Origin of the sequence: Paenibacillus contaminans (genome assembly GCF_003285015.1) — a bacterium.
Lineage (GTDB): Bacteria > Bacillota > Bacilli > Paenibacillales > NBRC-103111 > Paenibacillus_V > Paenibacillus_V contaminans.
The window spans coordinates 24,846-46,944 of the sequence record NZ_QMFB01000043.1; the positions used below are offsets into that span (position 1 = coordinate 24,846).

At 54.9% G+C, this 22,099-nt stretch carries 12 protein-coding genes; 8 read left to right on the plus strand and 4 right to left on the minus strand.

The window, feature by feature from the left end:
- Positions 1-469 precede the first annotated feature (469 nt).
- Positions 470-8,872 (plus strand): cadherin-like beta sandwich domain-containing protein, encoded by an 8,403-nt coding sequence (locus tag DQG23_RS37740; protein WP_158560907.1) that lies wholly within the window; start codon positions 470-472, stop codon positions 8,870-8,872.
- 695 nt (positions 8,873-9,567) lie between these two features.
- Here DQG23_RS37740 and DQG23_RS37745 read toward each other — a convergent pair.
- Positions 9,568-10,494, minus strand: coding sequence for an immunoglobulin-like domain-containing protein (locus DQG23_RS37745; RefSeq protein ID WP_113036222.1), 927 nt, complete (start codon positions 10,492-10,494; stop codon positions 9,568-9,570).
- Positions 10,491-12,359 carry a hypothetical protein gene (locus DQG23_RS37750; protein ID WP_113036223.1) on the minus strand — a complete coding sequence of 623 codons (1,869 nt, stop codon included), beginning with the start codon at positions 12,357-12,359 and terminating at the stop codon, positions 10,491-10,493. The genes DQG23_RS37745 and DQG23_RS37750 overlap by 4 nt, the downstream gene beginning before the upstream one ends.
- Before the next feature lie 187 nt (positions 12,360-12,546).
- On the opposite strand from DQG23_RS37750, the gene DQG23_RS37755 reads away from it, so the two are divergent.
- Positions 12,547-13,512 carry a PfkB family carbohydrate kinase gene (locus DQG23_RS37755; RefSeq protein WP_113036224.1) on the plus strand — a complete coding sequence of 322 codons (966 nt, stop codon included), beginning with the start codon at positions 12,547-12,549 and terminating at the stop codon, positions 13,510-13,512.
- 143 nt (positions 13,513-13,655) lie between these two features.
- On the opposite strand, the gene DQG23_RS37760 is transcribed toward DQG23_RS37755, so the two are convergent.
- Together DQG23_RS37760 and DQG23_RS37765 are read right to left on the minus strand one after the other, a co-directional pair.
- Positions 13,656-15,122 (minus strand): sensor histidine kinase, encoded by a 1,467-nt coding sequence (locus tag DQG23_RS37760; RefSeq protein ID WP_113036225.1) that lies wholly within the window; start codon positions 15,120-15,122, stop codon positions 13,656-13,658.
- The gene (locus DQG23_RS37765; protein ID WP_113036239.1) at positions 15,119-15,802 is read right to left on the minus strand and encodes a response regulator transcription factor; all 684 of its coding nucleotides are present in this window, start codon (positions 15,800-15,802) and stop codon (positions 15,119-15,121) included. The genes DQG23_RS37760 and DQG23_RS37765 overlap by 4 nt, the downstream gene beginning before the upstream one ends.
- Positions 15,803-16,138: 336 nt before the next feature.
- On the opposite strand from DQG23_RS37765, the gene DQG23_RS37770 reads away from it, so the two are divergent.
- The 6 genes from DQG23_RS37770 to DQG23_RS37795 all read left to right on the plus strand — a co-directional run bounded on the left by DQG23_RS37770 (position 16,139) and on the right by DQG23_RS37795 (position 22,023).
- Positions 16,139-16,531 carry a hypothetical protein gene (locus tag DQG23_RS37770; protein WP_113036226.1) on the plus strand — a complete coding sequence of 131 codons (393 nt, stop codon included), beginning with the start codon at positions 16,139-16,141 and terminating at the stop codon, positions 16,529-16,531.
- A gap of 26 nt (positions 16,532-16,557) precedes the next feature.
- On the plus strand, positions 16,558-17,556 hold the full coding sequence (locus DQG23_RS37775; protein ID WP_113036227.1) for an FAD:protein FMN transferase: 999 nt from the start codon (positions 16,558-16,560) through the stop codon (positions 17,554-17,556).
- 47 nt (positions 17,557-17,603) lie between these two features.
- Complete coding sequence (locus DQG23_RS37780) at positions 17,604-18,188, plus strand: ferric reductase-like transmembrane domain-containing protein (RefSeq protein ID WP_158560908.1); 585 nt, start codon at positions 17,604-17,606, stop codon at positions 18,186-18,188.
- 105 nt (positions 18,189-18,293) lie between these two features.
- Complete coding sequence (locus DQG23_RS43545) at positions 18,294-20,096, plus strand: permuted SH3 domain-containing protein (RefSeq protein WP_113036229.1); 1,803 nt, start codon at positions 18,294-18,296, stop codon at positions 20,094-20,096.
- Between the two features lie 29 nt (positions 20,097-20,125).
- Entirely contained in the window at positions 20,126-20,848 is a 723-nt protein-coding gene (locus DQG23_RS37790) for an ABC transporter ATP-binding protein (RefSeq protein ID WP_113036240.1), read from the plus strand.
- Positions 20,845-22,023: an ABC transporter permease gene (locus DQG23_RS37795; protein WP_113036230.1), complete on the plus strand. Its 1,179-nt coding sequence runs from the start codon at positions 20,845-20,847 to the stop codon at positions 22,021-22,023. Before DQG23_RS37790 ends, DQG23_RS37795 begins: the two co-directional genes overlap by 4 nt.
- Positions 22,024-22,099 lie beyond the last annotated feature (76 nt).

The window sequence follows — 22,099 nt, forward strand, 5'->3', positions numbered from 1 at the left end:
TTGCAGCCGATGGCAGGAGCACCGGCGTGTCCGGTACGAAGAAACGGCGTTTATCGAAAAGCATATCGTGGTATCGGCTCTAAACCTACGGTAAACGTAAGCGTCGTCACAGCCTCCGGCAGGCGTTTATCTTTGAAATATCAGCAATTTATATGTTTCACCTTAATTTGGCCTGATATTTCATCGGTAAACGCGCCTGTCCTTAGCTTATGCTTACGAAGTCGCTTTCTTCGAAAGCGTTTAGGACAGCGAAGCCGTTTATCCTTGGCCGATCGACATAATACGTGCTTGTTTTCCAGGCGAGATGCAGAAAATGTCATTTTTTGTTCAGCGTCTGCTCAGCGGCCGAAAGTATAGTAGGTTAAAGGAACTACATTCGTGCGAATCAAGCGAATAGTAGCCTGTTTCCATGTTCGCTTATGCAATTGGCGGGCATCAGACTCACTCTGAGGAAAAAGGAGATAATTCAGTGAACGCATTGTATCAGGCTAGAATGATGGCGAAATGGAAATGGAAGCGAAAGACGGCACTGCTGCTGTCATTGCTGCTTGTGCTCGAATTGATGATTTCCATTTTCGCTCCCGGCGCCATGAATGTCGGAACGGCGGAAGCGGCGGATGAGCCGGCGCCAAAGTATACTACGTTTCTCTATAAGGATTTTGCTAAAGCCGCCTCAAGGATCAAGTTCAACAACGCGGCACAGGTTATGCCTGACGGGCGTCTCAGACTGACGCCATCGGTCGGGGCGACCGGGGGCTCCATATTCAATAAGGAGCGTATCTCGCTGAGCGCGAGCAAAGCGTTTAGCACGTATTTCGCGTTCCAATTCAGCGAACAGGTAAATGCTGGAGCGGACGGTCTTGTTTTCGTGCTGCAAGCGGGGACGAACACGGCCGGTAGCCCAGGCGGCGATCTTGGCTACCTCGGCATCGATGACAGCCTGGGCATCGAGTTCGACTCCTACTATAACCCCTCCGATCTGGGAGACCCTAGCACGAGCCATGTCGGCATTCATATGGACGGCACCGTCAATCATAAAAAACTCAACAAGGACGGAAGCGCCAAAAAGGTTGTGGATGTCCTCCCGCTCGGTTTCAATTTCGACAGGACGGACAAATTTCACGTCTGGATTGACTATGACGGCCAAAAAATCAGCGTATTTATGAACAAAAACAGCAACACGCGGCCGGCCGACCCGATTTTGACGCAAGAGAATGTCGACCTCAGTCGAATTTTAACCTCCGAGGACGTGTACGCAGGCTTTACGGCTGCCACGGGCGGAGCTTACGAGAATCATGATATTTTGGAATGGTATTTTACGAATAAATTCGATCCGATCGACGATAGCTGCGGCTGCTACAGGGAAGCGCCGGCGGTGCTTGATGCCAGAACGACGGTCGTGAACTCGGTGTACAGACCCGGCGATACCGCGTACTTTACTGAGGTTCGCTTAAGCGACTCCAGCGACAATCCGGGCAGCGGCATCGCCCTGCAAGTGTCGAATACGTCGAATATCACGTTCCTTGACGCAAGCAACCAGCTAGCCGCGTATCCGGGCGCCGCTCCGACCGTTACGACGGATACATACGGCATTGCCAGCTATTATTTTATACCTAGCACGCAGGGAGCATCTCCGAAGTTTCGCGTTTCCACTGAATTCGGCACCTACGAAGACGTGAAAATCGGGCAATTCCCGCAGGTAGCCACCGGTAACGTGACGCCGATCTATACGAGCGCCGGGGCCAAAATGGAAGCGGACATCGTAGCCAACATTCAGAACACAGGCAATGATTCCATTATCGGCTGGGGCGTCGAATACCGCAAAAAAGCCGAAGGTGATGCGCCTGCCGGACCGTGGATCACGCAGCGCGTCGAGCCTTACGTTATCGATACGGCCGGCCCTCGTACGGTTAGACTGAAAGGGCTGGAGGAAGATACGTTCTACGAAGCGAGAGCCTTCGCCAAGAACAGCGGCGGCGCCAGCTACGGCGACATCAAGACGTTCATCGTGCAGGTGCCGATGCAGCCGGGCGACGTGGCATACGATAATATCGGGCCGGGGCATCTGTTTGTGGAAGACGAGCAAGCGGTTACGCTGATCGGCCGCAATCTGAACTATCTGCTCAAGAAAATGCCGGTTACCGACTTGGCGATTACGGTTAATGGGAACGGGCAAACGTACCCGATTCCCCGCGAAAGCCTGAAGCTTGTCAGCTCGTCGAATTTAAAAATCGAGCTGCCTAAGCAGGCCGACGGCAGTCCGCTGGCGCTCGGCGCGTACGATTTGACGATCAACCATACGTTTTTCCCTAGCAAAACGTTCAACGGCGCGTTCCGGATAACGGACGATGCCTCGTATCGTTCACGCAATTATGACGAAATCGTCGTCAGGAACAACTCGGAAGTAAGAGGTCCGAACGAAGTCGACAGCATTACGCTGCGAGGTCCATTCATCGAGTACAGCTCGCAGAAGGACGTGTATCAGCTCAAGGATCCGAATGCGATCGTTACTCTTAACGACAATTTGCTTTTTAAAGGAACGTCGCTAATCGTAGACAAGACCGATCCGGACAAGGAAACGATCAAAGGAAACGGAAGGCTGTACATTAACGGCAAAGGCGTAGTGCCGGTAATGACCACATATACGGTCTTCGAGGGCGAATTTGAGTTTAATCCCGACAATTTTTCGTTCCAGCTTAGGAACCCGCTCAATGCTTTGGATTATATCGGCATGAATATGCCTGTCGTCATCAAGTCCTTTACGTTTATTAAAGGCGGCATTCGCGTTTCGGGCGACATGGAAGTGAAGGTCGGAGTCGGTTCCGTGGAAATCAAAGGCGGAGCGAAGATCGATGCGCTCGAATTCAAGCAAAACCGCATCGATTTGGATGCCGACTTCAAAATCGGCGCCGATTTCAAATCGGGTCCGCTCGAAAGCTCGGAGCTTCGCTTCGGCATCGATACGAGAATTCCCGAATTCCGCGCCGGCGCGTCGGCCGAGCTGAAGAAGGCGAAAATCGGCTTCGACATCGATCTTACGATCAAAAAAGCGAGACTGGATGCTATCAGCTTCGCGGTGAAGAAACAGATGAAGCTTGGCTCGACAGGCGCTCAACTGACCAAGATCGGCGGCGGCGTGAGCAATATGTCGAGCATGCGAACGGCTCCTTTGACGTTCTCCGTGCTTGGCGCCATGTCGGATTATGTCACGCCGAAGCTCAGCGGCAACTACATGCTGAACGCAAACGACCTGCGGATCGACCTGTCGGCGAACCATTTCGGCGCTTCCGGCTCGCTGGCGATTTACTCGATCAAAGCGGCAGACCTGGAATCGCTCATCGTCTACAATCCGACCGGTTATCAGGGGTTCAACAAGGCCGGCTTCCGGATGGGGGCGAAGGTGAATATCCTTGACGTCATCATCGGGGAAGTGCTTGTGAAGTACTTCCAAGGCCAGTCCTTCACGGGTTATGCCAAAGCGGCTATTCAAATCCCGAGAAATATTACGCTGATCGGCGGCAGCAGGCTGGCATCGGCGGAAGTGGGCGTATATGAGAAAGATATGAGAGCGGGATTGTCGGTCATCGGCATCGGGTTCAAGCTCGCATACATTTTCAGCACCAAAAAGACCGATTTCGACGTCGATGTGGCAAGCACGGTGAAGAACGTAGGGAAAGCCGTTGTAAACACCGGAAAAGCAATCGTCAGCGGCGTTAAAAAGATATTCAGCTTATTCGGAACCGAGACGTCCACGAAGAAGGGCGTCATGATTCTCAGCCTAGATGCCGGAAACGGCAAAGCGGAGAAGCCGGAAATGATCGGCCAGAAGCTGTTCGAAAGCGAGAGGCTCAAAGCGACGGCCCGCGGTTTTATGGTACCGGGCAAGCTTACGACTCATTTGCTTGATACGAATCCGTTCGTCAGCAAATCGGGCTCGCTGGTCCGTCAAACGTTCAAGGTGGACAAGCCTTATCAAGCGCTCCTCGTTCTGAGGCATGCGAACCAAGACGTTCGTTTGTTGAAGCCTGACGGCACGCAAGCCGAGCTGCGTTTCAATACGAATGCGGCTTACAACGCAGAGGCGGGCACCGTCATTGCGGAGCTCGATTTGAATTATGCAGGAGAATGGACGCTGGAGTCGGACGATACTTTGTCGGTGGAAATTCACAAGGTACTGTACCGCAATCCTGACTTGTCGATCTCCGATGTGGCCGGACAAGTACAAACGGCTGAGCGCAAAGCTTATGTTCCGTTAACCTTCAACGAGCGCGGCACATACCTTGTTGAAATGGACGGAGCAGTTGCGGAAGCTGAGCTTCTGAAAGCGGACGGAAGGCCTTATGCGGTCGAAGCCTCCGAACAGGAAGCCGCTTGGAATACTTATTCGGACGGGGACAAGCTGTACATTTTGGCCGAGATTTCGGAAACTGGTACTTGGCTGGCGAATGCCGGGGCAAGCGCCAAGGTATCCTTGTACAAAATCCAGCCAGGCGTCGGCATGTCCAAAGTGAAAGCATGGAAAGAAGCGCCGGAGTTTGCCTCCATGGCCGACTTCAACGGAATTTCGGGCATGCAGGTGCTGCTTGAAATCGGTTCGGCATCCGCCGAGACGAAGCTGTACAAGCCTGACGGCACTATTTATCCGCTTGTGACGGATTCCTCCGCAGCAGGCTGGAATGCCGTGTTTGACGAAAGCCGCGGCGTTATAACCGCCCTGGTCGACGTCGACTTCGGAGGCATGTGGTTCGTCAAATCCGATGATTTCACGAATTTGTCTGCGCTCGTGCTCGATCAAGCCACCTCGATGGCCGAGTTGAACGCGGAAGGCGTGACATACGAATATACGCTGATCATGAACGAAGGAAGATTCCTGTTCGATATCGCGGGCGGGGATGCCTCCACTCAAATCTTAGACGATGCGGGCAATGCGGTTCCGATTATTTACGACGAAAACCGTCCGGACCGCAACGCGATTCTGGATACGGAAGGGCGTTCGCTTAAGGTAACGGTAAACGTTCCGAGAGCCGGAAGCTGGAAAATCAAAACGGCGGGAGCCGTTACGATCGACCAGTACAAAGTGAACCCGGTTCCGGAGGTAAACGTGCTGCAAGCGGCGGCGCAATCCGCCATGAACAGCTATGAAGTGACTTGGCGCGTCAATAATCCGAAGCCTGACACGAAGGTCAGTCTCATTATGACCGAAAATCCCGAGGAGCCGGTCGGTCAAGTCATTGCTTCCGATTTGCCGGCGTCCGGCATCAAAACCGTAACGCTTCCGGACGGAAACCTGCCGGGCAGCTATTATTTGGCAGTGGTCGCGGATAGCGAAGCGTTCGGACCGATTTTCAAGGTGATGGACAGCGCGGTAGAGCTGAAAGCGGAAAGCATGCTGCAAACGCCGGCCGATCTGCAGGCCGTTTCGACCGGCAACGGCGAAATTACACTGCGGTTCCAAGACAGCGAGTCGTCCAATGTGACCGCCTATCGGGTATTGCTGGCCGATGAGTCTGGAAAGGTTTCGTATAACGGCAAGGTTTTCGACGTTGAGCCGAAGCAAGGCGAGACGCAGGAAGCGATTCTTTCCGGACTCCAAACGAATGAAACGTATCATTTGAGCGTAATGGCTTTGCACCAATCGGAAACGAGCGGTCTCGTTAGCGCACCGTCGAGCGCCGTAACGGTTTATCTGCCGGATCCCGAGCCGGTAAGCCTGTCGCTTGAATTGAACACGCACGGACAAGCGTATGTCGAGCATTTGTACGATCCTTACTATGTGAAGGCGGAAGATCTCGAAGGGCTGACCGTTCAAGAACGGGAGCTGCTTAAAGACAAGCTTACGGTTACGGACGCCAATCGCGTGACCGTCGAAATCGGCAGCGATCAAGCGGCGAAAGTCGAGCTGTTCGTCAACGGCGAGTCCGTGGGTATCAAAGAAGCGGCGGCACAGCAAGCCGTATCGTTCGAACTGAGCGATTTGAGCGAACGCGATTATACGATTTCGGCCGAAGCGGTCAACGAGCGCGGCGACCGGAGCTTCTTTGAACAGAAAATGGTCGTCGACCGTACAGCGCCTTATCTATACTTGAAGTCCCCGATCAACGGGGAAGTGCTCGGCGACAGCCGGGTGAAGCTGGAAGGCGCTTCGGGGCCGGGCGTTCGTTTGACCGTGAACGGAGCCGCGGTGCCGGTCGATCGGAACGGAAAATTCGAGTATTACACGCAAATCCCGTCTAACGGCAAGCTGCCGCTCGTTCTCGTCGCGAAAGACGAAGTGGGCAATACGACGGAGCACCGTTTGGAAGTGTTGAAAGGCGCGGAAGCAGGAAACTCCGGAAGCGCAGTCGACCTTGCCGCATTGGCTGTGGATGAAGGCGTGCTGACATCTTCGTTTACGGCGGAAGGCCAAGACTACTACACGACGATCGACAGCCGCGTGAAAAAGCTGCGCGTATGGGCGGTTCCATTTGCCTCGAACGCGATCGTCACCGTGAACGGAACCGTAGTTGACGCCGCTCGTTCGGCGCTTATCGATGTCATGGACGGAACGACGGTTACGGCTGTCGTGAAAGCCGGCGGCAATGAGAAGACTTACCGGCTGCATGTCCGTACGGAGTCCGATCTTGCCGCGCTGAAAGGCTTGAAAGTGAGCGGATTGCCGGAAGAGGCTTCCGAAGCCGCTGACTTGAGCCTGAATGCGCCGTTCAACAGCACCAGAACAGATTACGAGATGAACGTACCGAACGGTATTACGGCCGTGAGCCTCACTCCTGAGGCTGTCGCGGACGGTTCGCTAATCCGAGTGAACGGCGAAGAGACGGCTAGCCGTCGCGCTTCAACCGAATTGCCGCTTAACGTGGGCGACAATGCCTTGACGGTGCAGGTCATTTCACCGGACGAGGCACGCAAGCCGGAAGAACAGCGGGATTGGACCAAAGCCGCTACCTATACGGTCAATATCGCAAGAGAAGCAAGCGGCAATGCATATTTGCAAAGCCTCGGGCTGGAAGACGTTCAGTTGACGCCAGGAACGTTCGATAAGGACGTATTCGAGTATCAAGCGACGGTAACATCCGATGTGACGGCCGTTTCCTTGAACGCATCCTCCGCGGACTCCGAAGCGGCGATGCTGCTGAACGGAGAGCCGCTGGAAGCCTCCGGCAAGCCGGTGCTTGAATTGGCGCCTGGTGCAAACAAGTTCGAGATTAAGGTGAAAGCGCAGAATGGAGACGAGCAAACGTATAAGCTGACCGTTTACAGACAGCAGCCTTTCGCTTTCGAGCTGAGCCTGAGCGATTTATCGTTGAATAATGAGATGGTTTTCACTCAGCCATTCTCTCCGTGGGTACGCAACTACAATTCCAGAAGTCTGACTTATGCAAGACTCGTTACGGTATATGCGGTACCTTCCGTTACAGGCACATTTGTAACGATTAACGGTAAGCCGATAGACGATAAGAACAGCGCAGTTGTTGATCTGCAGCCTGGGTCGAACACTGTGCTCGTGAGATTGGAATCGACGGATCGTTCCGAATCGAACGTGTATGCAATAGGAATTACGCGGCTTATAGATGACACGCCGAACTCGTCACCAAACACGTCTACGACAACGACGATTCCGTCGTTCAGTATCAGCGTGAATAAGGATACGAATCGGACGGCTGCGGTTGCCACGAAAACGACGGACAACGGGTCGAGCATCCTGCATGTCGCATTCGTGCCTGAGCAGCTGGAGAAAGCGCTCGACGGTCAAGCTCGAGGAACGGTCATTACGATCGCGATCGAAGAGAGCTACGACAAGATTGTAAGCGAGCTGACAGCGAGCTTGCTGCGGAAAATGCAGGAGAAGGAAGCCGTGCTGGTCATCCGTACCGGTAAAGGAAATTACACGCTTCCGGCAACCGCCATCAATATGAAGCAAGTTGATGAAACATTCGGCGCGAATGCGACGCAGGATGCGATCAAAGTATTGGTACAGCTGACGCCTTCGTCGGAAACGGTCCTTCAAGCGATCGAAAGCAGCGCAGCGTCGGCCGGCGCTGAAATTGCCGGTACGCCAGTCGATTTCGACGTGACGTTTACGTACAAGGATCGTTCGATGAACGTCGGACGCTTTGAGCAGTATGTCGCGAGGGAGCTTCCGCTGCCTGACGGCATCGATCCGAAGCGGATCACGACGGGCGTGCGTTATCAAGAGGATGGCAGCTTGCAGCATGTACCGACCTACATTACGCAAAGCGAAGGGAAATATTGGGCTGTTATCAATAGCTTGACGAACAGCACCTATGCGCTTATCGCGCACAGCAAGACTTTTGACGACATTCAAGGACATTGGGCGCAAACGTCCATCGAAGACTTGGCTTCCCGTCTTGTCCTGAACGGCAAAAGCGATGACCGGTACGAGCCGGACGACAAGGTGACGAGAGCCGAATTTACGGCGATCGTAATTCGCTCGCTCGGTTTGGCTCCGGAGAAAGCGGCATCGGCATACGGCGACGTTCAAGCCGACGACTGGTTCGCTCCGTTCGTGGCCACGGCTCAAGCTTACGGTTTGATTTCCGGCTACGAAGACGGTACGTTCCGTCCGGATCGGACGATTTCCCGAGCGGAGGCGACGGTTTTCTTGAGCAAAGCTTGGGCGCTTGCCGGAGGGGCGTCGTTGACGGAGGAAGAGGCTGCTGCCGCGCTGAGCGGAGTAAGCGATAGCGCCGATATTCCTGCTTGGGCGAAGACCCCTGTCGGTTCCGCCGTCAAGCTGGGCCTCTTGCAGGGCTACGAGGATGGCAGCGTGCAAACGCAGCGCTCCATCACGAGAGCCGAAACGGCTACCCTGGTGCGCAATCTTCTGCTGAAATCGGAATTGATTCAGCCATAAAAATCGAAAAACCGCTCTCGGGTTGTAACGCCCGGGAGCGGTTTTTTTCAAACTTGCGGAAAATATATCTCGGGGGATTGTTTGATACCCCGGTAAACACGCCGGCTCTTAATGGGCGTCGAAGCCGTTTATCCTCGTCTTATTTTCGTCGTAATGCCGAACGTTCCGTCGGTGGTAGGTGCCGCTTCGCTGAGTTTCTACTCTGCGATATTGCGGCGTTTCTAACGCCGTAGTCCGAAATTGCCTTCTTGGAGTAGGGGATTCCGCACCGCGTGCGCCTCCCGGCGCGCGGTGCCATCGCGGCACGCGGTGCTCGGTCACACGTCGGCGGTCAAACCTCGTGAGGTACCTCTAACGCTACAGTCCGAAATTGCCTTCTTGGAGTAGGGGATTGAGGTACCTCTAACGCTACAGTCCGAAATTGCCCACTTGGAGCAAGGAATCGAGGTTCCTCTAACGCGATAGTCCGATTTTGCCTGCTTGGAAGATGGATTTACCGGTGTGCCGAGCTTTAAAGCTGCTGTAAACGGGCGTTTTCGGACTGCAGGCGAAGGAAGGAACCCGGACATGATTCCAATTGGGCGAAATCGGGCTGCAGTGCGTGCTAGCGACGAACAAATTGGGCGCTAAAAGTAAAGGCAAGCAGACCAATCCATATCTTCAAAATTGTGCATGCCCACAATTTGGGGATCTTGTCATGGCCTGACGGTGAACGTCTGCGCCAAGCTTATTTGAAGATGGGCATCGATTACGTGAATCGTTTTGACGATTCGGTAGCTGCCGTCTTCCAACTCGGGGAGACGATTCGTTTCTTTATACTCGCTCATCGGCCGAATGAACAGACCGACAGCCTCAAACACGGCGTCGAAAACGATCTTCCGCCATTTGCCGTCTTCATATTTCTCTATTTGATAATACGTGCCGGTCATGAGCGTTAAAGGTCCGGCGTTTTTGATCGTCAAGCTTATTTCCTGGCCCGACCCATAATCCGTTTTGTCGATGGACAAGCCGGCGTTGACGCTCATTTTGGGAATGACGATCGTCCTGGTCGCCGTATCCTCGACGGTTCCGTCCTCCGCAAGCAGCTCGGCGCTTATTACATAGATGGAGTCATCCTTATCCGGCAATATTTCGGGAAATAAATTGAGGTTCCAAAGAGCATTCGCCGTTAGCGTCCGTTCCTTCAGAAGTTCCGTCCGCTGGAAGTCCGCTCCGCGCTTCGTCAGCTGAAGGCGCATTTTCAAATGCTTTGGCGGAGCTTTGTCGACCCTCGCCTGAAGCTCGGCTCCCGGATGATGGACGACGATGAATTCGATTAGATCGTCTCCATCGCCTACCTCTCCCAAGTTTTGGCCGGAAGAAAAGCCGAAATGTTCATCAAAATCCACGCTTTGGCGAAACCATTTGCCTGTCGGCTGCCCATACTCCGAAGGGATGAACGAGCTGATGTCAGGTGTGACGGGCTCTGTAGAATCGGGGAACGAAGGATCCCCGACCGAAGAGGGGCGGTATGAAGGAATCGGCCCTCCTCTTTTACTTGCGTCGAGCGGATCGTAAGCCGAGTCATGCGTGAAGCCCGAAGTAAGAAACAAGGCTAGCAGGATAACAATAGAAATATTCACGGCTGCTTCCCTCCGGTTCCATCTTCAATTTCGACGGTCAGCTCCTTCAGATCGCGGTTATTTTCGGTGTAGGCTATAACCGCTGTCCCGTCCGGAAAAGTTACCCGGATCCGATATTTCGTGATGCCGTCCTGTTCGGACAACTGCTCCGCAGCGTGACCGGTTGTTTCGCCGGCCTTCGTTAAATAGGGGAGCATCCCCGCAATATCGGCGCCGCTATATAGCTCCCTCAGTTTAGCGGTCCATTGCGCCGCATCCCAGGCGGGAGCGATTACGTTTACTTCATTCGCCCGCATCGCGTCGAGCAGGCGCGTAACCATATTCCCGTCCGCTTCTTGGAGAGCCGCAGCCAGCAGCGCGAACGCGCGTTCTTTCCGGTCGTAGAAGTTCTGGGTGTTTTTATCCTGAAGAAACCGGAATATATCTTCTTTCTGCAGGTCCCTTGAAAACCAATGATATTTGAAGTCGGTCGGGTTTATTTGACTGCTCTTCGGGATCAGAAATGCACCGTCCGCGGACACCCGGTAAGCCTGCCATGGATCGAAGCGGGCGGGATGCTGCAGCAGAAAAACGTTTCGTCCGTCTCCGGAAACGGTCATGACCGCAGACAAGGGTTCATGCTGCTTCCGGTAAACGGCAAGCGTGCCGATCGCACCTTCTCTGCTGGAGTAGTAATAAGTGCCGTCATCGCTTTGCACCCGCTTTAAACGATAGTAGAACGTATCTTCTACCAGAGCGGGCTCGATACGATGCTGTGTGGTATTACTGCTAATCCTCGTAATGACGTCCTTATTCACATTCCAGCGAATATGTCCGAAGCCGCGAATTTCGGCGGGCCGATGCCCGTCGGATAAATCCGGGATAGACAGCTCCAGGTCATAAGTCCGCTGCTCCCAGAAGTAAGAAGTATACTGTTGATTGGACGCACGGAGGGCTTCGGAAATACCGGTACCGTACGCTATACCGTGCCAGTCTTGCTTGCTCTTCCAGTCCAGGGCTTGCAGGTGAAAGCCCGAAGCGAACGCGATGCCGAGAAGCGGAAGAACGAACAGAAGCAGGTAGCTGCCTGTCTTGCCCAACCGGCTTTCTCCGGCGAGGGGAACAGGAACCTGGGAAAGCCATGCGAGGTCTCGCTTCATCAGATAGGCCAGCCGATTCATCAATTCGCGAATGAGCGCCGAGCCGGCCATACTGTAAATCAGCATGACAATGAAATAGTTATACGGCTTGGGAACGCCGTTAAAGAAGCTGATGCACAAGGTAAGCAGGGCCGCCGACAAGGCAAGACTAAACAGCCGCCGAAAATAGCGGCGGAATATGCTGGGAGCACGGGAAAGCGCCTCCCATAGCCCGATGTTATGCAGCACGATCAAATAAGGAGTCAGCGAATAAAAAAACAAGATCAGCATGAATGCAAAGCCGAGCGGACCGAGAACGGCCGTTATAAGCGTTGCTATACCCGTAGCTAAGGCGCTGATTATGGTCCAGCCAAGCATCCGCTTGAAATAATAGCGTCCGCAGTTCCAAAGAGAAACGGATTTGTATGATACCAAGCCGTTCATGCCGCCCAGATACATGCCTCTTACGAAGCTTATAACGACGGCAGCCAGAAGAGAGAAGACGATTGTCAGAGGTATGCCGTTTTCCGACTCCGACTGGAGGAAAGTCAGCGGCGTTCTGAGATCTTGGATCGAGGGCATCCAAAGCGGTATCGTCATATTAAAGGTAATTCCCTCAGCTGCTTGCCGGGCGGGCATCCAATACGGGTATACGGAGAATCCCCAATACACCCCGATTCCGATCAGCGCCGATAGGAATACGTCCGCAAGCATGGCGAGCGCGGCCAGCTTGGTAAGCCGTCCCACAGCATCTCCTCCTTAACCCATAATTTTCCTTATGGTTATGGACGCCTTCCCCCGGCAAAAAGTTGCGGAATGTACTGCAGATAGATTACGCGTTCTTTTTTGGATCCTGTAGAGGGAACGATTGCATGAAGTTTCATTGAGCATCATAATAATTCGTAGCGTTAAACATAGGGAGGAGATTCGGAAAATGTACGATGTCGTTGCGCTGGGCGAATATTTGATCGATTTTTTGCCGGCAGGCAGGTCGGAGGCGGGACAGCCGCTGTTCGAGCGGAATCCGGGCGGAGCGCCTGTCAACGTTTTGGCGGCGCTTGCGAGAATGGGGAAAAAGACCGCCTTTATCGGAAAGGTCGGGCAGGATCCGTTCGGCGAATATTTGCGCGAGGTGCTGGTCGAGCAGAGGATCGATGTGGGCGGGCTCGTATTCGCAGCGCATGCGCATACGACGATGGCATTCGTCCAATTGGACGACCGGGGCGAGCGTTCCTTCCATTTTTGCCGGCAGCCGGGCGCCGATCAGGAACTGCGTTGGGAAGAGATCGATAAGGGGCTTCTCGAGAAGACGGGCTTTTTTCACTTCGGTTCGATATCGATGACGGCGGAGCCTTCCTATTCGGCTACTCTTCAGGCAGTACGGCATGCGAAAGCACACGGCGCCGTTATTTCATACGACCCGAATCTTAGGCCGGCATTATGGAATGGCGAAGCTCATGCGCGAGGCGCGATCGAAGAAGGTCTCCGCCATGCGGACTTGGTCAAAATATCGCAAGAGGAGCTGCTCTTCCTTACCGGAACCGACGATTTGGAGGCAGGGGCCAAGCAGCTGGCGGAACGATTTCCGGCGCTGAAGCTGCTGCTTGTGACGTTGGGTGCGGAAGGGACCTTTTACTGTCGAGCGGACGCCAGAACCGGCCTTGTCCCGGCATTCGAAGTGCGCACGGTTGATACGACGGGAGCGGGAGACGGTTTTTTCGGTGCGTTTCTGTATCAGGCTGCGGAGAGAGGCAAGGCATTGGATACATGGGATAAGCAAGAGCTCGAGGAAGCGATCGTTTTTGCGAATGCCGCCGGCGCGCTGGCTACGACGCGAAAAGGGGCGATTCCCGCCATGCCGGCGAAAGAGGAAATCACCCGCTTGATGAACGGAATGTAAAAGCTCTTTTTGGGGATTCCCAAAAGCCGTTCGCAACCGAGCTTCGCGCTATTTCGGGGTGGGGGCAAGTCCGACGGACGGTATGTCATTCGTTTTAGTCGCATTGCAACTATCGGCCTTTTTAACGATAAAGAGCCGAGGGCTCATTCGCCCGCGGCCCCGTTCGGAAGCCAAATCCGGAATACGCTGCCGCTGCCTGCAGAGCTTTCTACTTTGATCGCTCCGTGGTGCAGGTCGACGATCGACTTCGTGACCGCAAGCCCGAGACCGGAGCCCCCGTGCTTGCGCGCGCGCGAGGTGTCGACGCGATAGAAGCGTTCGAATAGGTGAGACAGATGCTCCTCCGGAATGCCGGAACCGTTGTCTTTTACGGAAATGACGGCTCCGTTCCCGCTGCGGTCCAGCGAAACCTCGACGACTCCGCTGAGCGGGTCCGTATGCTGAACGGCGTTATGGAACAAGTTAAGAATGACCTGTTTGATTTTGTCTTGATTAAACGGAATAAATACGTCCGGCGCAATCTTGAAGCGAACCTTCCGGTCTCCGGCAAGCAGCCGAAGCTGCGTTTCCATGTCGACGATGACGGAATCCAGCGATTCGACCTTCATATGGAAGGTCGGGCTGCGGTCCAGCTTGGCCAGCAGCAGTAAATCCTGCACCAGCTTATTGATCCGTTCGGATTCGCCGTACATGCTTTTCAAAGCTTTCTCCAGCTGCTCCGGCTGGGTGGCGGCTCCGCGCAGCAGTACCTCCAGGAAGCCGTGAATGGACGTTAACGGCGTCCGAAGCTCATGGGAAGCGTCCGCGATGAACCGGCGCATATGCTCCATCGCTTCTTTCTCGGCCTCGAAGGACGACTGCAAGCGTTCGAGCATCCCATTGAACGAAACCGACAGGCGATCGATTTCCGTCTGTCCTTGATAAATGGGAAGCCGTTCATCCAATTTGCCGGCATCGATGCTCCCGACTTTGTCCACGGTACTGGAAAGCGGGACGAGCGTCTTTTTCAGGATCGGCAGGAATAGCAGCAGGCCTCCGATCAAGGCGAGCAGGGAAAGAGAACCGAAGATAAGCATCTGCTGGAGCAGCACGTCCTTGAGCGGTGCCGTCGGGGTGCTCACCTGCACGACGCCGGTGACATGGCCGCGCGGGCCGAGCGGCTCCAAAACGACGAGCAGGTTCGTGCCTTGCTCGTTCTTAACCGTGCGGTAATTCGGCTTTTTGACATTCTGTTTCAAGACTTCCGCGTATTCTTCGTTGGAAAGCTTCGGAATGCTTCCGGCCTTCGTATCTTCGGCAATCACGTTGAACTCCCCGTCAGAGCGAATGACCACAAGCGACCAATCGGGAAAGAAGGGACCGTTGTTCGGCCTACCGGTCTGGGAAACCATGTCGAGCCGGAGCGTCCGGATTTTATTTTGAATCGTCTCCGCTTGGTTTCGATATAGGAACGATTGCATAATCACATATTGAAAAGCTCCGATCAAAAGCAGCAGTCCTAGCAAAATAAGCAAAGACCGGGAGAGCAGCTGGTAGCGGAGGGAGCGGGGGAACGACAGACGCCGGACAAGCCGGAAAAAACGGGCGAAAGCCGATTTAACCGCCGTCATGTCAAATCCACCCTGTAGCCCGAGCCTCTAAGCGTACGAATCAGCTTATGCTCTTTGTCGTTTAATTTATCCCGCAGCGACCGGATATACACCTCGACGATGTTTTCTTCCCCGCCGAAATCGTACCCCCATACCTTATCCAAAATCGTCGCTTTACTCAGCACCAACCCATGATTGATGACCAGAAATTTGAGCAGCTCATATTCTGTAGGCGACAGTTCGAGAACACGGTTTTCGTAGCTGATTTCTTTGCGGCGGTCGTCGACGCGAAACGCGCCCATCACAACCTCGCCGAGCAGATTCGGAAAATGGTTGCGGATCCGCGCATGAATGCGGGCAAGCAGCTCTTCGAAGCTGAACGGCTTGACCATATAATCGTCGGCGCCGAGCGTCAGTCCTTTGACGCGATCTTCCACTTCTTCCTTCGCCGTCAGCATAATAACCGCGATATTCCCCGACTTCTTCAGCATGCGGCATACCTCGAAGCCGTCCATACCCGGCATCATCACATCCAGAATGGCGATGTGCGGCTGAAATTGCTTGGCCAGCATAATGCCCGACATGCCGTCCTGCGCGGTTTCCACCTCGAAGCCTTCGTTCTGCAAGCCGAGCTCCAGAAACTGAAGAATCGTGGGCTCATCGTCAACAAGTAAAATTTTTACCCCTTTTAGCTGGCGCAAGCGGATCACCTCGACGTTATTATATACCTTTTTAAGTTTACCAGAAAAACGTTCCTTGTAAGCGGCGCGGTAACACATCGGCGTCAAAGCTGCCGGCGGCCGCCTTAGCGTTTCTCCTTCTCCTTTATTATCTACCACCGACCTAAAATAGCCCTGAACGTAAGCTGAAAAATAGCTGAGAGCCGCATCGCCGGCAGTCGGTCTTTTTCGAGTGTAACGCTTTCAGCAAACATTCAGCGGGCATTAATGTTTAACTCAGATTGCGCCTTCATAATGAGGTCATGGTTTGGACACGAACGTTTGTTAAGGTCGATTCAATACCGGGAGGTACTCCCCATGACTAAGGACAAGTGGTTAAAATGGCAAATCGGCGCAGTCGGCGCGCTGGCGATCGGCCTGCTTTTCCAGCAGGTGAAGGGAAGCGCGGCGTTTGCCAAGGCGCATGAACAAACGCTGGCAGCCAAAAGCAAAGCGGCAGGCTCATACGAGAGCACGGAGCCAGGGCTCGATGGCGGGTTCGACAGCCGCGCGGGAGGAGGCGGACAAACCGGCTACAATGCGCCTTCCTCGAGAAAACAAGGAACGGAACGCATCGGCGGCCAGCGCAGCGGTCTGCAGACGGATGCGGAAAGCGGAAGCCGGAAGCCATACGTCGAGCCTCAGGAATCTCAGCAGCCTCATGCGCAGCCGGAAAGCGGCGGAAGGCAAACAAGAACCGGCCGCTCGTAAGCGAATGGCGTGAAGGAGGGGTCAATGTGAATGAAGCGGCTGCACGAGGGGCGAGCATTCTTCATCGGTTCCGTTTTCGCGCAATGAATACGAATATCGAGATCGGCCTTTGTTGCGGCGAAGCCGACATCCGCAATCTGGAAATGCGTTCCCGCGGCTGGTTTGAAAACGTCGAGTCGGCATTCAGCCGGTTTTGGCCGGGCAGCGAGCTGTGCCGGCTGAACCGTTCGGCAGGACGAAGCACGCTTGTGTCCGACAATATGCTGGAGGTGCTGCTGCTGGCGGAATCGTACCGCAAGGAGACGGAGGGCGCATTCAACCCGTTCCTGCTCGACGCCTTGCGGAATGCGGGGTACGACGAATCGTTCGAGCGCATGAACACGCGTAAACGGCTAAGCGGGGCCGTCGCCCCGGTAAGCAAGGTCGACGATCACCCGATCGAAATCGATCCGGGCATGAGGGCAGTCCGGCTCTCGCCGGATACGGCGGCCGATCTGGGCGGCATCGCGAAGAGCTGGGCGGTCAAGCGCCTGGTTCAATGGCTGCGGAATAAGCGGAAACTTACGCAAGGGATGGTAAACGCAGGCGGCGATCTCGCGGTTTGGGATCGGCGCAAGCGGGAGACGGAGCCTTGGCTGGTCGCCGTCGAGCATCCATGGAAGCCCGATTCGGACGCGGGCGTGCTTGTCATGACGAACGGCGCCGCCGCAACCTCAAGCCGGCTCGGAAGACGCTGGATGACGGAGCGCGGACCGATGCATCATTTGATCGATCCCCGTACGATGCTTCCGTCCGACAGCGATACGGTCCAATGTACGGTAGCGGGACCGGATGCAACCGCCTGCGAGGTTTGGGCCAAGTCGCTCTGCATTTTGGGGAGCGAAGAGGGCTTGACATTGTTCCGGCGCAAAGCTCCGGCTTACGAAGCGCTCCTTTTTACCGGAAACAAGCAAGTTTTTCTCGCCGGAGCCGCCGAATCGCCGGTCGGGAAATGGAGCGGAATTGCAATCGACCGATATTGTTGAAGCATGCAAAGGAAGCGAGAAAGATAGCAGCGTCAGGAGGCGACCGCATGATCGAATGGATAACAGCTTGGCCTACCTGGGAAATGATTCGGATCTTCGGCGTGATTTCCTTTGTGCTGCTCAGTCTTGGCGTTTGCATCGGCATCATGTCCAGCATCCCGGTTTGGAAGGGCCGGGCGAAGCTCGCTATTTACAAACTCCATATGGCCGCAACGATCGTCGGTACCGGCATCGGATTGCTGCATGGGGCGGTCACGGTAATCGACAAGTACGTTCCATACTCCTGGTACGAGGTGCTTGTTCCTTTTACAGCGGAATACGAGCCGCTGCTCAGCGGGCTTGGCACGCTGGCGGCGTACGGGATGCTTGTCGTTATTTTCACGACGGATATTCGCGGCAGGCTGGGTAAAAAGGCTTGGCGGACGATTCATATGCTTTCGTACCCGCTGTGGATCATGACGCTCGTACACGGTTTTTATTTGGGCTCGGACAGCGGCTCGCACCGTATCCGGTTTCTGTATATGTTCTCGATCGTCTCGGTTTTATCGGTTACGATGCTCCGGTTGTTGATTCACCAGACTTCGCATAAAACCGAGATGAAGCAAAGGAGGGCGATTCGCCGGCAAGATTGATGGAGGCCGGAGGCAAGGCGGCATGCACAATAGGGGCGTAAGACAATCATTGTTGGTTCATTAGTAAGCATTATCCTTGGGGCAAAGTCGGAAAGGAGAGCACAAATGGTGCGGAAGATCGGTAAGAAGTGGTGGACGATATCGTTGGTTGTGGTCGTTTGCGCCGCAGCCACATACGGTTATTTGGAATACAAACCCGCCAAAGCGGCAACGAAGCAAACGGAAACGGTGGAAACGGTCCAAAAGGGCGCAATCCGCGTAAGCGTATCCGGAACGTCGCAGCTGGAGGCTGCCGAGGTGCAGAACATTACGGCCACAGCGGACGGTACGATCAAAACGATGAATTTATCCCGCAGCGTTTCGGTCAAAAAAGGCGATCTGCTGTTCGAAATCTCGAATCCGACGTTGGAGACGGCTCTCCGGGAATCGCAGGATATGCTGGCGCAGTACGAGGATGAGTTGAATGATCTGGTCGATCAGCAAAATCATATGAGCCTTATCGCGGTAGCGAGCGGCAAGCTTACGCTGTCCGGAAACATCGCCGCCGGCTCCAATGTGCAGAAGGGCGTGCAGATCGGGACCGTTTCCGATTCGTCGACGTTTACGGCGAAGCTGCCGTTCCTGCTGGAGGATGCGGTGCAGCTCAAAAAAGGCGATTCGCTCGAGGTGGCGATCGACGGCTACATGCTCACGAAAACAGCCGTCGTACAAGCGGTAGGCAGCGATCCGCGGCCTGACGCGAAAGGCAATAAAATGCTGGACGTGGACATCTCGATCGCGAATGACGGAACGCTGGCCTCGGGACTGAAGCTGGGCGGTACAGCGCTCATCGGAGGCCGCAGCGTCGAGTCGAAGGAGAAGGGGACGCTCGAATATGCGAAGGTGGAGCCGGTCATGTCCGAAGCTGCAGGAACGATCAAGCAGCTTAACGCGAAAAGCGGCAGCACCGTCCGGAAGGGCGACGTCATCGCCGTTCTCGGAAACGATTCGCTTGCAGGCCAAATCAAAAATAAGCAATCGCAGATCGAGCGGCAGAAGCTGACGGTGTCGGACAACCAGCAGAAGGTTGACGCCTTGAAGGTGACGGCTCCGTTCGACGGGGAATTTTCCTCGGATTTTGCCAATCAGAAATCGAATGTGCTTAACAGTTATCCCGTAGGGGCGAAGGTCACATCGGGGACGCAATTCGGCGCTGTTGCCAGCCTGAGCACGATGCAGCTTCCGATCCAAGTGGATGAGCTCGACCTGCCGAGCATTAAATCCGGCATGAAGGCTTCCGTCAAGGTGGATGCGCTATCGGGCAGAGCGCTTGAAGGCGAGGTCGGCCAGGTGTCGACGGTCGGTACGACAACGAACGGCGTCACGACCTATCAAACGGTGATACTCGTAAAAAATGCCGATCCGAACAGCGCGCTTAAGGCAGGCATGACGGCGACCGGCGAAATATTGATTCAGAACAAAACCGATGTTTTGACGATTCCGCTCGATGCGATGCAGCAAGCGCAAGGCAAGCGTTTCGTTAAGCTTAAGAAAGCCGACGGTACGGTCGAAGAGCAGCACGAAATCAAAGTGGGCATTCGCAGCAAGACGGCGATCGAGGTCACCGAAGGCCTTAAGGAAGGCGATCAAATCGTCATTCCGGTCCGTGAGCAGACGAATATGAGTCAAACCGACATCGACCGTTTGCGCCAGCAGTTTATTAACGGCGGCGGCGGTTTCCCAGGCGGTCAGGGAGGGACGATGGTGATCCCGGGCGGCGGCGCAGGAGGCGGAGCCGCGATTCCAGGCGGTCAAGGAGGCCAAGGCGGCGGGAATTTCGGCGGCGCCGGCGGCGGAGGCGGTCAGGGAGGAAGAGGCGGCCAAGGCGGCGGCAACGGAGGAGCTGGAGCCGGAGGAGCCGGCCGATAAGGACTGGGAAGGAGTGGATCCTTTTGGACATGATCGTTTTGCAGGACGTCAAAAAAATGTATTACCGAGGAAGCGAAGAGCTGCCGATTCTGAAGGGGATCTCCTTAAACGTGGCCAAAGGCGACTTCGTCGGCATCGTCGGTCCCAGCGGCTCCGGCAAATCGACGCTGATGAATATGATCGGGCTGCTCGACGTGCCGACCAGCGGAACATACACGCTGGACGGTGTCGAGACGGAGCGGATGAAGGAAGATCGGCTTGCGGAGCTGAGAAACAGGAAGATCGGATTTATTTTCCAGCAATTTAATTTGCTGCCGCGGCTGACCGCCGTAGAGAACGTCGAGCTCCCACTCATTTATGCCGGTGTTCCCAAAAAGGCTCGCCGGGAACAGGCGCTTGCCGTATTGGAATCGCTTGGCATGAGCGGGCGCGGGGGGCACAAGCCCAGCGAGCTTTCGGGCGGGCAGCAGCAGCGTGTTGCGATCGCGAGGGCGCTTGCGGGCTCTCCGTCCCTGCTGCTGGCCGACGAGCCGACGGGGGCGCTGGATACGAAAACCGGCGCGGAGGTGCTGGAGCTTATGATGCAATTAAATGAAGCGGGAAATACGATCGTGCTGATCACGCATGATCTGCAAATTGCGGCGAATGCCCGGCGCGTCATCTCGATACGGGACGGCAGTATCGTCAGCGACGAACGAAATTCGCCGCCGCCCGCTGCGCTCCCGGCCAGGCAAGAGGTGGTGATCGCATGAACGTGCTTGAGCTGTTCGGCATGGCGATGCGCACGGTTATCTCCAATCCGCTGCGTACGATATTGACCATGCTGGGCGTTATTATCGGGGTTGCGTCCGTCATTACGCTCGTCGCGATCGGGCAAGGAACGGCGGCCCAAATCGAGAAGCAATACGAAGGCCTCGGAACGAACCTGATTGTCGTCAACCTGCTCGGCAATGGACGGGCGCAGCAGCTGGATTATAATGAGCTGATGCAAATCGAGAATCTGCCGGAGTTCGCGGCCTTCGCACCGACGATCAACAAATCCGGCGCGAACGTCAAATATGACCGCACCAAGAAGACCTATACGGTAATCGGCACGAACGACCGTTACTTGGACGTCATGAAGGCGGAGATGGAAACAGGCCGTTTCATTACCGAAGCGGATGTGGAGAACCGCAGTCAAGTGGCCATAGTAGGGAGCACGGTAGCCGAGGAATTATTCGGCTCGCTTAATCCGGTGGGCGAGGAAATCAACATCGACGGCTTCGTATACACGATCGTAGGCAAAACGAAAACCAAAGGCTCGAATTCGACCGGGAGTTCGGTCGATAATTCGATTTTTCTGCCGCTTGTCAGCGCGCAGCGCGACTTCAAGCTGGGCAGCATCCGTACGCTCAATATCGAAGCGGCGGACAAAAACAACATTGCGGCCGCTCAATCGACGATCGAGGCATATTTGACGAATAAGTTCAAAAGCAGCGACGGCTATCGTGTCGTCAACCAGGATGAGCTGATGAACGCGAGGAAGGAAGCGTCCACCTCCCTGACCAACCAGCTGATCAGCGTAGCCTGCATATCGCTGCTTGTCGGCGGTATCGGGATTATGAATATCATGATGGTTACGGTCAGCGAGCGGACGCGGGAAATCGGGATACGCAAATCGATCGGAGCCAAGCGGCGGAATATTTTGATTCAATTTTTGGTCGAGGCGTCGGTTATTAGCGGCTTGGGCGGACTGATCGGGCTGCTCGGCGGCGTCGCTTTGGCGATCGCCTGGCCGCATTTCAATCCAAGCCAGACTACCAAAATTTCCATGGATGTCGGTTTGTACGCTTTCCTGTTTTCCGTGCTTGTCGGCGTCATATTCGGTTTATATCCGGCGAACAAAGCATCCAAGCTGCGCCCGATCGATGCTCTTCGCACCGATTGAGGCATGGCGGTCCTATTTTTTCGTCACAACGTGCGGCCCGAAGGGGTGTAAAACGATTATCCTTGGGAAAAGTTTG

Excerpts from the sequence above, each read along its gene's own strand:
- DQG23_RS37790 (WP_113036240.1), top strand. The coding sequence starts at position 20,126 with ATGATCGTTTTGCAGGACGTCAAAAAAATGTATTACCGAGGAAGCGAA.
- DQG23_RS37755 (WP_113036224.1), top strand. The coding sequence starts at position 12,547 with ATGTACGATGTCGTTGCGCTGGGCGAATATTTGATCGATTTTTTGCCG.
- DQG23_RS37795 (WP_113036230.1), top strand. The coding sequence starts at position 20,845 with ATGAACGTGCTTGAGCTGTTCGGCATGGCGATGCGCACGGTTATCTCC.
- DQG23_RS37770 (WP_113036226.1), top strand. The coding sequence starts at position 16,139 with ATGACTAAGGACAAGTGGTTAAAATGGCAAATCGGCGCAGTCGGCGCG.
- DQG23_RS37780 (WP_158560908.1), top strand. The coding sequence starts at position 17,604 with ATGATCGAATGGATAACAGCTTGGCCTACCTGGGAAATGATTCGGATC.
- DQG23_RS37760 (WP_113036225.1), bottom strand. The coding sequence starts at position 15,122 with ATGACGGCGGTTAAATCGGCTTTCGCCCGTTTTTTCCGGCTTGTCCGG.
- DQG23_RS43545 (WP_113036229.1), top strand. The coding sequence starts at position 18,294 with ATGGTGCGGAAGATCGGTAAGAAGTGGTGGACGATATCGTTGGTTGTG.